Source organism: Candidatus Nitrospira nitrificans (assembly GCF_001458775.1).
Classification (GTDB): Bacteria; Nitrospirota; Nitrospiria; order Nitrospirales; family Nitrospiraceae; genus Nitrospira_D; species Nitrospira_D nitrificans.
The window spans coordinates 196,914-208,744 of record NZ_CZPZ01000023.1 but is presented as its reverse complement, the minus strand read 5'-3'; the positions used below and the strand labels follow the sequence as shown (position 1 = coordinate 208,744).

Annotated in this window: 12 protein-coding genes; 5 read left to right on the top strand and 7 right to left on the bottom strand. The window is 56.1% G+C overall.

Annotated elements, in window-relative coordinates:
* Window positions 1-164 precede the first annotated feature (164 nt).
* Entirely contained in the window at window positions 165-548 is a 384-nt protein-coding gene (locus COMA2_RS13495; RefSeq protein ID WP_090899133.1) for a CBS domain-containing protein, read from the top strand.
* Between the two features lie 21 nt (window positions 549-569).
* Here COMA2_RS13495 and nhaD read toward each other — a convergent pair whose 3' ends face one another.
* From nhaD to COMA2_RS13470, 5 genes are all read right to left on the bottom strand, one after another.
* Window positions 570-1,925, bottom strand: a complete 1,356-nt coding sequence (nhaD, locus tag COMA2_RS13490) for a sodium:proton antiporter NhaD (RefSeq protein WP_090899129.1) — start codon at window positions 1,923-1,925, stop codon at window positions 570-572.
* A 223-nt stretch (window positions 1,926-2,148) separates the two neighbouring features.
* Entirely contained in the window at window positions 2,149-2,796 is a 648-nt protein-coding gene (locus COMA2_RS13485; protein WP_139077345.1) for a hypothetical protein, read from the bottom strand.
* Between the two features lie 96 nt (window positions 2,797-2,892).
* The gene (locus COMA2_RS13480; protein ID WP_090899123.1) at window positions 2,893-3,525 is read right to left on the bottom strand and encodes a Maf family protein; all 633 of its coding nucleotides are present in this window, start codon (window positions 3,523-3,525) and stop codon (window positions 2,893-2,895) included.
* Window positions 3,516-4,691, bottom strand: coding sequence for a tRNA dihydrouridine synthase (locus COMA2_RS13475; protein ID WP_090899120.1), 1,176 nt, complete (start codon window positions 4,689-4,691; stop codon window positions 3,516-3,518). Before COMA2_RS13475 ends, COMA2_RS13480 begins: the two co-directional genes overlap by 10 nt.
* 2 nt (window positions 4,692-4,693) lie before the next feature.
* A complete protein-coding gene (locus COMA2_RS13470) occupies window positions 4,694-6,181 on the bottom strand; it encodes a multinuclear nonheme iron-dependent oxidase (RefSeq protein WP_090899117.1) in 1,488 nt (495 codons plus the stop codon).
* 165 nt (window positions 6,182-6,346) lie between these two features.
* Here COMA2_RS13470 and COMA2_RS13465 point away from each other — a divergent pair, with 165 nt between their 5' ends.
* The 4 genes from COMA2_RS13465 (at window position 6,347) to COMA2_RS13450 (ending at window position 9,926) form a co-directional block, all read left to right on the top strand.
* Window positions 6,347-7,123, top strand: a complete 777-nt coding sequence (locus COMA2_RS13465) for a CBS domain-containing protein (RefSeq protein WP_090899115.1) — start codon at window positions 6,347-6,349, stop codon at window positions 7,121-7,123.
* An 82-nt stretch (window positions 7,124-7,205) separates the two neighbouring features.
* A complete protein-coding gene (locus COMA2_RS13460; protein WP_090899111.1) occupies window positions 7,206-8,261 on the top strand; it encodes an LOG family protein in 1,056 nt (351 codons plus the stop codon).
* Between the two features lie 78 nt (window positions 8,262-8,339).
* On the top strand, window positions 8,340-9,212 hold the full coding sequence (locus COMA2_RS13455) for a hypothetical protein (RefSeq protein ID WP_139077343.1): 873 nt from the start codon (window positions 8,340-8,342) through the stop codon (window positions 9,210-9,212).
* 12 nt (window positions 9,213-9,224) lie between these two features.
* Complete coding sequence (locus tag COMA2_RS13450; protein WP_090899105.1) at window positions 9,225-9,926, top strand: rhomboid family intramembrane serine protease; 702 nt, start codon at window positions 9,225-9,227, stop codon at window positions 9,924-9,926.
* Between the two features lie 66 nt (window positions 9,927-9,992).
* Here COMA2_RS13450 and COMA2_RS13445 read toward each other — a convergent pair whose 3' ends face one another.
* Window positions 9,993-11,156, bottom strand: coding sequence for a 5-(carboxyamino)imidazole ribonucleotide synthase (locus COMA2_RS13445; protein ID WP_090899102.1), 1,164 nt, complete (start codon window positions 11,154-11,156; stop codon window positions 9,993-9,995).
* Window positions 11,153-11,743, bottom strand: a complete 591-nt coding sequence (purE, locus tag COMA2_RS13440; RefSeq protein WP_090899099.1) for a 5-(carboxyamino)imidazole ribonucleotide mutase — start codon at window positions 11,741-11,743, stop codon at window positions 11,153-11,155. The genes COMA2_RS13445 and purE overlap by 4 nt, the downstream gene beginning before the upstream one ends.
* Window positions 11,744-11,831 lie beyond the last annotated feature (88 nt).

Below are 11,831 nucleotides of genomic sequence, written 5' to 3'. Positions count from 1 at the left end.
CCTGACAACCCGAAAGGAGGTGACACAGCATGACAGCATGGATTATCGAAGCGTTCCCTGATCATTCCCCCACATTTTACCCGTCCGTAATATCCACCTAACACCTGTGCAACAACACATTGGTAGCCTGTAACCAAACAAAAATAATAAGGAGGAGGATCAGTATGATTACAGTAGGCAACTTAATGCAGAAAGAACCGGTGACAGTGGACGCAGGCACGTCGGTCGTCGAGGCGGCGAAATTGATGAAAGCCTGCAACGTCGAAGGTGTGCTGGTAGCCCGCCAAACGCAGATCATCGGCATCCTCACGGAATCGGATGTCGTCAAGAAGTTCGTGGGAGCGGAGAACGTGTCCTACTTCGTGCCGGTGGAGGACATCATGAGCAGTCCGGTGCCGGGGATCGAAGAGCGGCGACCGTTGACGGAAGCCGCCGACCTCATGGACAAGCATCGCACGCTCCACCTCGGCGTCACCAAAGAGGGTGCGCTCATCGGCATGGTGTCGGTTCGGGACTTTCTCCGACCCGTCTCCATCGACGACTTTTAGCGATCCCACGAAAAATGCGGGCTAGGGATGAAAGAGCGCGCCGTTCAATGCGAAATGAACGGCGATACTTGCCGCATAGCCCAAGGCAATGGCCCACGTCCATTTCAGATGCGCAGAAAATGTGTAGATTCCTCGTGCCTGCCCCATGAGGGCGACACCCGCAGCCGAGCCGATAGACAACAGCGATCCGCCGACACCGGCTGTCATTGTCACTAACAACCATTGGCCGAGGCTCATCTCGGGATTCATGGTCAACACGGCAAACATCACGGGGATGTTGTCGATCACCGCTGAAAGAACCCCGATCAGGACATTCGCGGACGTGGCGCCCAAATCCTTATAGAGAAATTCAGAAAGTGTGGCCAGATACCCCAATGCGCCGAGCCCGCCGACACAGAGCATGATGCCGTAAAAGAACATCAGCGTGTCCCATTCCACACGTTTCATGCTGATGAACACATCGAACGGCTTGACCGCGGGCTTGAGTTCTGCATTGAGGCTTACATCGCCATCAAACGCAGGATTCTCCTTCCACAGATCCAATTCCCTGCGCCGGAGAAAATAGCCGTAGGACTTAAGAATTCCAAGCCCCGTCATCATGCCTATAAAGGGAGGCAGCCCAAGGAAATGATGCATGAGCACCGTGGTGGCTATGGTGATGAAAAATATGAGCACCACGACATAGCCGCCATGCTTGACTCGCACTGATTTTGTTCTGGCTACGGGCTTATCCTGTGGAATCGCAATCGAAATCAGGGCCGCCGGAACAAACCAGTTGACAAGAGAGGGGATGAGCAAGGCAAAGAAATCGCCAAAATGCACCACCCCTTTCTGCCAGACCATGAGGGTCGTAATGTCCCCGAAGGGGCTGAACGCCCCGCCCGCATTGGCCGCAACCACCACATTGATGCAGGCCCCGCTGATGAATCGTCTGTTGCCCGCCCCCATGGCCATCACGACGGCTCCCATCACCAGCGCCGTGGTCAGATTATCCGCGATAGGCGATATGCAAAAGGCCAGCAGCCCGGTCAGCCAGAACACCGAACGCAGGGACAACCCGATCGAAACGAGACCTGTCCGCAATGCTTCGAAGATGTTGCGTTCACTCATCGTGTTGATGAACGTCATCGCGGAGAGAAGAAACAACATCAGCTCGGCATACTCCAGCAGATTATGGCGCAGGATCTCCGCGGCGAGATGGGATTGCTGTTGAGAGACATAGGCGATCGCCGTCAGTATCCAGATCGCCCCTGCCGCCACCATGACGGGCTTTGACTTCCGCAGATCAAAGTGTTCTTCCGCGATCACCAACGCATAAGCGGCTAGAAATATCGCTAATGCCAGATAGCCTGTCCAATGGTCTGTAAAGTTCAACATCCCATCCTTTTCACGGCTACAAGTCCTTGCTTTCGGTCTTTCCGCTCTCTTATGGATTAACTATCATAATTCCTCAGTAGAGTCTCAATGTGACTCGGATAGAGTAACCCGCTCGATGGAATTCGATGCCACAGGGGCATTTTGGATGCATAAAAGCCTTATTGTGTAAACGATGGGGAAGAGCGTTTGGATCGATGATGCAGAGGTCAGAGAACGAGGGAACTCACTTCACTTTGGAAAAGTCGGCGGAAATTCTGATTTCTTTTCCATCCTGTAGGTTCACGACAAATACGGACGATGCAGTGGGATCGAACTGTTCGTAAGCAAAGAGGGCGGTAAATCTGGATCGGTAGGCTGGGCCATTGCTTTCGTTCTTCCGTCCTCGTTCTGCCTTGCCGATGTCGATCGGCTTGATCCGCTTCGCCCCTTGCTGCAACTCAATCAATGCGCCTTCGGCAAAATACTCGTCGTCGCCGCACAGCTGCACTTCCATTTCCATGTTGGGCATGTCCATCACTTTCTGGATAAACTCTTCGGGCATGCGCACGTCCGTTTTCCGCTTCTTCGATTCTGCTGCCTCTTGGCGACCAAAGGCTTCCAGCCGATACCGTTTGGTGCGAAGAACCGCGCTGGCGCCGCAGGGCTCTTTCTCCGGGTCAGCCCCCACGCGAGTGGCTAAAGACGCTTGCTGAAGGACCTTCTTCACGTCATCCGGGGAATTGGCCTTTTCCATCGAAATGCGCCCGATCTCCAGCGCTTTGTGCGCCTCGTCCGACGACAAAGTCACCTCAATCGCCCACAGGCCGCTGTTCCCGACTGAAAGGATGCCGATCAAGCTCAATAGTGAGACAAGCGGTTTGCAAACTGTCATACCTTGCCCTTATAGCCTTGACATGACGAGGGGTACGTATCCGAGACAATGGGCTGAGCGAGAGTGCATTGTAGGGAAACGATCAAGTCTTTGCAATTAGGACGCGAACCGATTCCAGTTCGCGTACGGCTTGCGTCGATACAGGCCCTCGACGTTCACGAGAAGCGGATACCCCGCCGACTGAAGCAGATGCGCCACAAGTTTCAGCGGTAATCCCACCACGGTCGTATAGTCACCGACGATCCGTTCCACGAGCTCTCCACCGAGTCCTTGGATCGCATAGGCACCGGCTTTGCCTAACGATTCCTCCGATGCAAGATATTGTTCATAGGCATGATCGAGGTCTGCTTTCATCCAGACTTCCGCTGTGGCCACCTCCGCTGATTCAATATGCCGTTCTCGATCGCATAAGGCGACGGCCGTATGGACCTGATGGGAGCGGCCGGCCAGATCGGCCAACATGGCACGTGCCTCTGCAAGGTCTACCGGTTTCCCGAGCAGTCGGCCATCGAGGTCGATCACGGTATCGCTGCCGAGCACGAGGGTTCGTGACCTCGCGCATGCCACGGATCTCGCCTTTTCACGCGCGAAGTGCCTGACCTGCTCGATCGGTGGCCATCCAACCGTGGGGTGTTCGTGGAACTCCGGCGAGCACACCTCGAAGGAAAGACCCAGTAGTGTCAGGAGTTCCCGGCGGCGCGGCGAACTCGACGCCAGCACTAGCTGCATCGTGAGACCAACACGCTCGACTCATCGACTGATTCGGACTGGGGAAGGCCTGCCATGGTTTCCGGCCGATCGTGAAACTCTGCGAGGAGGGCACGGAGCTCTTCGACGGAAGAGACCCGCACCATCCGTGCGCGAAGCGAGGCGGCATGTGGAAAGCCTTTACAGTACCAGCCGAGATGTTTGCGCATACGATGGAATTGTTTTTCCCCAACCAGCGCCTGGAACTGTTGCGCATGGTCGACCAACAGGGCAAAGCGCTCATTCAACGAAACCTCGCCTGGACCTCGTCGGATGTTGGCACCATTCTCATGCCAGGCTCGCATGCGGGCCTGCTCTTTCGAGCGAAAGAACCACGGCGCGCCAAGCACACCCCTCCCGACCAATACTCCATCGACCCCGGTTTCACGAACTCGTCCCGCGACGTCGTCAAGGCTCTGAATGTCCCCATTCCCCAATAACAACGTTCCTGTCCCCTTCACCAATGCCACCGCGCGCCCAATCGCCGACCAGTCCGACGTGCCTCGATACATCTGCCGGAGGGTTCGCCCATGGAGCGAGATCACAGTCGGTTGTTCCCTCAAGAGCTCCTCGACCCATTCCTCAACCGTCACCGAGTCATAGCCGAGCCTGGTCTTCACGGACAGGGGCAGTTGGCGGCGCGGGATTGGACCGGGTTGGCCGCGCTGGTGATTCAGCCGTTCAAACATGGCAATTCGCGCCGACTTCAAACCCGCTTGTTCGAGCCTCTGGCCGCCGGCCCAATCCTCGATTCCACGTTGGGCTGCCTGCATGATCGCGCGAGCCAGCTCTGGAGTGCGGATCAGCCCGGCGCCTGATCCGGACGACGCCACGCTCTTCGACGGGCACCCCATGTTGATGTCCAGCCCGTCGAAGCCCAGCTCGCACACCACCTGTGCCGCCAGATAGAAGAGATGCGGGTCTTTCCCATAGAGCTGCGCCACGATGGGCCGTTCCCTCTCGCTGTACAGAAGCGTCTCCAATTGAATCTCCGGTCCGTGGCAGACGTCATGGACATGCGTAAATTCTGTAAAGCTGACGTCCGGCTTCCCCTGCTGGGCGATGACCGATCGAAAGCACGCATCGGTGACCCCATCCATAGGGGACAACCCAATGATCGGACGTGGGAGATTCAGCCAAAAGCTCATACTCAGCTCTTACACTGAAACGTTGGTTCATTGACAAAGCGGTAGGCGCGCCGAAGCTCGTCGGCCTCTTTTTCGGCCACGGCTCGCAACTCAGGCGCCACCTCATGGACAAACTCCACGAACCGGTCGATCTTCAACAAGAAGAAATCGTAGGTGCCGGAGAGAGGGCGGGGCTCACGAAACCAGAAGGCCACAAATCCCTCGAGCGAGATATCACGCTCTCTGAGTTGACGGCAGGACTCCACAAACATGTCGTCCACTTTCCCTCCCCAGTGAAGAATCTCATACGGGAGATAGACGAAACGATAGAGGTCCAGCTCCTGGATGTTGGCGGTGGCTTGGTTCCATTCTGATCCCGCCGGCTCCATGATTCCCGCCGTAACCCGTGCATATCGATCATAGGCCTCGTTAAGGGTTTGTGTGCTCGGAGTCAACATCGATCCTTCCGCCACTGAGAGCGCCTCGCAGTCCGGCACGCCCTGTTCAATGTGACTCAGCCGATGGAATAATGCTCCATAGCGCCGGGTGAATTCCGCGAATTCATCCGCGATCAATTCGATCGGTTTCGTATCCACCTCCAGGGCAAGACCTTTCAAGCTGGTGAGCCGTGGATGGCATAGAATCTGATCGAGCATCTCGAACAAGACGGTCGGAATGGGGGCGGCGTGGGCATCGATCCATGCAGGAAGCTCGTCATCGCCCAAACCACCGCTCAGCCGTGAAGTGAGGGCTCGGTGTGATTCATGAACAGCCAAGCCTGCCACGTGAATCTCAACCACGCGATCCAAGGGAAACTCGTTGAGAAATGCCTCGACAAATCGAGTCAGCGACATGGTCCGATGCGCGCCGGAATATCGAAACACCGTCCAGAGATGGCCCACGTCCAAGACCAGCCCACAAGAAGCCTGTTCGCTGACCATCTGAAAAAACCTTGGGATAGACATTGTCCCTGCGACAAAGTACGTGAGAGGCGGCATTTCAAGGAGCACCAACGGTGTGCTCCCATTGGCCAAACGACACTGTTGGTTAAGCAGACGTTGGATCACTCGTGTATTATCAGCCACCACGTTCGCGCTTGACGGCGTATAGAGCGGAGGGAGGTAGGTCCCATAGTGATACCCGGCGAGATATTTCGTCGCACACTCATGATTCAGCCAAGCACTTTGCAAGATGATCAGTTGCGCTGTAGTCTCGGAAATTTCGTGCTCAAATGCCGCCGAATCGGCCATCTCGGGTTGCGTGACCCACAACCCTTCGCCATGATATGTCAGAAGCCCGTCTTCGGCCTCCTTCCTGGTGGATGCCAAGGCCGTCGATGTCGTGCGGAACACTTCAAGGTAGGCAGGCGACACTTGACGTTCTTGTAGAATTCGACGCAAGCTAGCGAGGTCCGGAGCATGAATGTCGACGGAAAGTCCCAACCCATGCACCGGAATGCTCTCGAGCCGACGAATGAACTCTCTATGGTAAGCCCCGCTCAACACCATCATTTCTCTCTTGTCGATGGCCGAGATTCGTTCCTAGTGTATGCCGTCAAACTATTGAATGACAAGGCTTTCAACCTCTCCTGGCCGCAAGGAACCTTCTGCTATACTTGCCATACGTTGCGGCCAGGAGGGGGGCAGATTCGTGAGAAAAAAGGACCTCGCTGAGGAATGGCGGACACGGACGGTCAAGAACCAAAAGCCACGGATCACCAGACCATACTGGTTGCACACATGATGACACCCGGCGTAGTCCAGATTCCAGGAGACGTCTCGGTCACTGAAGCCGCATCGCTCTTGGAACGCGAACGCATGCCTTGCCTTCTGGTCAAAGATACCGAGTCTCGCTTCGGACTCATGACGCCGACCGACATCGTCAAGAAGGTCGTCGCGCAGGGTCTCGAACCGGATGACATCGAGGTTCGAACCATCATGACACGCCCGGTCCAGTTTATCGAATACGATCGAGCAATGGACGAGGCGTCGGCGCTCATGATGTCCACCGGGACACCGATCCTCATCGTCACGAAACAAGATCAACCGGTCGGCGTCCTCACCGCGAGGGACCTGGTCCTTTCTCCAAAGCGATGCGCGGCAAACATCTCAGCCACCATCAGTATCTTGGATGGAGAGGGTGCGGGAGCGGAATATCAGATCGCCATCTCGCAGCTCAGTCATGCCGGCGCCTCGGTGGAGTCTCCCGCGCTGTTGTTGCCGGGGACTAAAGTCCTATTGAGCTTTTGTCTCTCTGAGATGATGAGTCCCTTGACCATCCGAGGGAACATCTTGAATAACACGAGCATTGAGCCGGTAGCCGGCCCCACCAGTTCCCTCATCGCCGCACCTCGGGGTGTAGAGATACAATTCATCGACCTTCCCCTCGCGGATCAGTCCAGGATCAAAGCCTGGGTGCTGGCCAAGCTCCCCAAATCGTTCGACCCCTCCTAGCCGCACCAGATCCCGTCAATCTTTGACCAACCTCCGATCCATTGGTACAATTCCTTCTCTCACTTACCGTATGAGGACAACCATGAATACAACCGGCAGATCTCCGCAGATTCGACCTCGTCCCGCCTTGTCACGAGACGAGATCTTGCATCAAATCAGCGCCCTTCTCGACAGCCGTGAGGATGACCTGCATGCCGGCCTCATGACGGAACTTCTGACAGGGCTGCTGAAACTCCATGATGCGCACTTGGATCTTCTGGATGTGAAAATCGTGAATCGTGCCGTCAAAGAGCTGCGTCATGCATTCAGTGTTTTCCATGGGTATCGCCATCGCCAGAAAGTCAGCATCTTCGGCTCGGCACGAACACTCTCCGATGATCCGAACTATCAACTTGCACACCAATTCGCCCAAGGCATCGTCCGGGAAGGGTTCATGGTCATCACCGGTGGAGCAGATGGAATCATGCGTGCGGCCCAAGAAGGGGCCGGACGCGAGAACAGTTTCGGCGTCAACATTATGCTGCCGTTCGAACAAGGGCCGAACTCAACGATCGCCGATGATCCGAAGCTCATTACCTTCAAATACTTTTTCACCCGCAAGTTGATGTTTCAAAAGGAAGCCAATGCCATCGCGCTTTTCCCCGGCGGGTTCGGCACGCACGACGAAGGGTTTGAAATCCTCACGCTCGCCCAGACCGGCAAAAGCGACCCGCAACCGATCATCTGCCTTCAGGCCCCGGGCTGCGACTATTGGGACGATTGGTCGGCTTTTGTGACGCGGCAATTGCTGAGGCGCAAACTCATCAATGAAGAGGATATGAATCTCTTCTCAATCGTCGATACCGCAGACGCAGCCGTGAGCCAGATCCTCAGATTCTACCGGCGCTACCATTCCATACGCTTTGTAGGGCGAGAGCTCGCCATGCGGCTCAAGCAGACCATTACGGCTGAGCAACTCGAACAGATCCGCGACCGATTCGGCGATCTCCTCTTGGACGGCACATTCGAACTTCGCGGCCCACTTGCGGAAGAATTGGATGAGCCGACCCTGCGCGATCTCCCTCGACTCGTGTTCAATTTTAATCGACGCAGCGCCGGTCGACTTCGCCAATTGATCTGTCACCTGAACGAGTTGTGAGTCATGCCTGCCGGTCGGCATGAACGCGACAGACGCCTTTTAGTCCTGACCTAGGCATGCTATTCTCTCCCAACTCTTATGGGTACCGTATCTTCCGCCCCCCCATTCCATGGCTCTCCGGACATTGTCTTGTATCATGCCGAGTGTTCCGATGGGTTCGGAGCGGCTTGGGCCCTGTGGAAAAAGTTTCCGGGCGCGAGTTTTTTACCGGTCAAACATGGCCACCCGCCCCCTCCCGATCTCCAGGATCGCCGTGTCGTGATTGTCGATTTCAGTTACGCCCGTCCGATCCTGGAAGCCATGGCTTCCGAGACCAAAGAACTTCTGGTTCTCGATCACCATATCACCGCCGAGCGGACCTTGGACGGCTTTTCAAACGCATACTTCGATCAAACAAAGTCCGGTGCCGTTCTGAGCTGGGAATGGGCCCACGGGACGCCGGCTCCATGGTTGCTGCAATATATTCAGGACAAGGATTTATGGACCTGGGCTTTGCCGGACAGTCGCGAAATCAACGCGGCATTGGCCTCCTACCCATTTGATTTCAACGTATGGGAACGCTTTACTCAGTCGACGCTCCAACAGGAAGGCCGAGCCATTTTACGGTATGAACAGGAACTGGTCGGTAAACTCGCGGCACAAGCCGCTCTCGTTGAATTTCAGGGAGCGGTCGTTCCCTCCGTGCAAAGCGCCATTCTGACGAGTCAAATCGGCGAGCGGCTCTCGCCGCATCATCCCTTTTGCCTGATCTGGCATGACCGCGATGGTCGTCGCTATTTCAGCATGCGCTCTCGAGCCGACGGGACGGATGTTGGAACCATTGCCGCCTCGTTTGGCGGCGGGGGCCATACCCATGCAGCCGGCTTTTCCGTTCTGCTGGAGAGGGATGGGACTCCTCCGAATGATCCTAGATTGCCTCGTATGATTCACGGTCATCGCCAAACGCCATAGCTGTGGACCCTCATGATTCCTCTCCACGACGATAATCCCACCCAACGGATTCCCATCGTCACGATGATCTTTATCGGCATCTGTGTCACTGTGTTTCTCTATCAAACGAATCTTCCTCAGGAGGCCGCCGAGCTCTTTGCGTTTCAATACGGCGCCATCCCTGCCATTGTCTTTGGCCAGGCTTCGCTTCCCGACGAAGCCGTTGCCTTGCCGGCATCCCTGACGCTGGTAAGCAGCATGTTTCTTCACGGAGGCTGGATGCATCTACTCGGGAACATGCTCTACCTCTGGATTTTCGGCAATAACATCGAAGATGTGATGGGCCACGTGAAATTCACCGTCTTCTATCTCCTCTGCGGTATCCTGGCTGCGCTGAGCCATGCCTTAACCGACCCCTCCTCCCAAATCCCGATGGTGGGGGCTAGCGGGGCCATTTCGGCTGTACTCGGCGCCTATCTGCTGTTATTTCCACGCGCTCATGTGCTGGTTTTGCTGCCGGCGATCGGAATGACCAGAGTAGCAGCGGGCATCGTTCTCGGCATGTGGTTTGTCACGCAGCTGATCAGCGGGGGCATGAGCGTGGGAGCTGCTGGAGGTGGTGTCGCTTTTTTTGCTCATATCGGTGGATTCATCGCGGGGATGACGCTCATCGGCTTCTTCAAACGGAAAGATGTGCGGTTTTTTTCACCTGGCCGGTCGACGTGGCCTTCATGAAAACGTACCTGCGAGAATCGGCAGAAGCCTTTTTGACCAATATAGGCGTAAAGGATCGGAACGAGCTTAGGCAGGTCGTCGGACGCGTGCAATGAACTGACGAGCCGCTTCTGCGGCTGTGGCAGCTTGAGGCGCGGTAACGGTCACATGCCCCATCTTTCTACCAGGACGAATCATCCGCTTACCGTACAGATGAAGCACAGCCCCTGCGGTTGAACAGAGTGCGTAAGATCCTTCGCTGGATGTTACAGCGGTCACTTCCTCGCCAATGAGGTTGATCATAACCGCGGGGCTCAACAATCTTGTTTCTCCCAATGGAAGCCCACTGGTCACGCGTACCTGTTGTTCGAATTGAGATACCGTACAGACGTCCAACGTATAGTGGCCCGAGTTGTGAGGGCGAGGCGCGATCTCATTAATGAGGAGCGAACCATCATGGGCTTGAAAGAGTTCCACACAGAAGACTCCTACACCCTGTAACGCCGTGACGGCTTGCCTCGAGAGTTCTGTTGCCCGCTCGGCAACCTCAAGGGGAATAGCTGCGGGTACACGGGTCTCTCGCAAGATGCCCAGCTCATGCCGATTCTCCACCACCGGGTACACACAGGACGCCCCGCATTCGCTTCGCACGACGAGCACCGAGAGCTCTCGGACATAGTCAATGAACTGTTCGAGAATCCATCGCCGACCAGACTTGACTGTTCCCAAGATATGTTCGATCTCCTGAACATCCGAGGACTCTCGGAGGAGCCACTGACCTTTCCCGTCGTACCCACTCGTGGCGGTCTTGCAGACGGCAGGGAGGCCGAGACGGTCGACTGCTGAGAGCAGTTGAGAGGCCGATTCAACGATGGCAAACGCGGGAACAGCGAGCTGCCGTGACGACAAGTATTGCTTCTGTTCAATCCGGTCTTGGAGGATCTTGAGCACAGCTCCGGAAGGTCGCATCGGGCAGCGCGTTTCCAGCCATTCACAGAGCCCCGCCGGGACATTTTCCCATTCCAGAGTAACGGCATCGACGATACTGGAAAATTGGTCGCGGGTGCCAAGATCGGAAAAAGACGTTGCAAATGAGTGGGTGGCAAGCCGATGGGCGGGCGCGTCGATATCCGGATCCCAGACCGCCACCTGATAGCCCATGCGGTGGGCAGCGGTGACGAACATCGCCCCCAACTGTCCTCCACCCAGTACTCCCAGCGTCGAGCCAGGCTTAAGAACTCGCTCTATCACGGCCGTCGGCTTAGTCCGCTCGCTCTGAGGTGGCCGAGACTTGTGCCTCCGGCCTCAGGAGAATCGAGAACGCTCTTCGTTTGAGCGGTCCGATAGCGCTTAATGGTTTGTGCAATTTCAGGATGGCTTCCTGCCAAAATCTGTCCAGCAAGGAGCCCTGCATTCTCGGCACCTCCGATCGCCACGGTGGCTACGGGAATGCCTTTGGGCATCTGGACGATTGACAACAAGGAATCGAGGCCGCGCAGGTGTTCCGTGGGAATCGGCACTCCAATCACCGGAAGGTGCGTCTTGGCTGCCAACATACCAGGAAGGTGAGCCGCTCCTCCGGCCCCCGCAATGATCACTTTGATCCCGCGGCCAGGAGCGCTTGTAGCGTACTCGAAGAGACGGTCCGGCGTTCGATGCGCAGAAACAACGAGAAGTTCATTGGGAATATTGAGCTCGTCTAATATCGCCTTGGATTTTTGTAAAACGGGAAAATCCGATTTGCTTCCGCCCAAGATCCCGACAAGCGGCTTGCGGCTCGTGATCTCACGGCTTGCCTGCTGCCGAGACCGGCTTGCTGCCCGCTGTTTTCTGGCCATCGTCTACCTCTCCGTTATGTTCCATCAGGCCTTTTCTCTCCAGAGAAAATTAATGGCACCTTAGCGACTCCATCTGATTGGGTCAAGG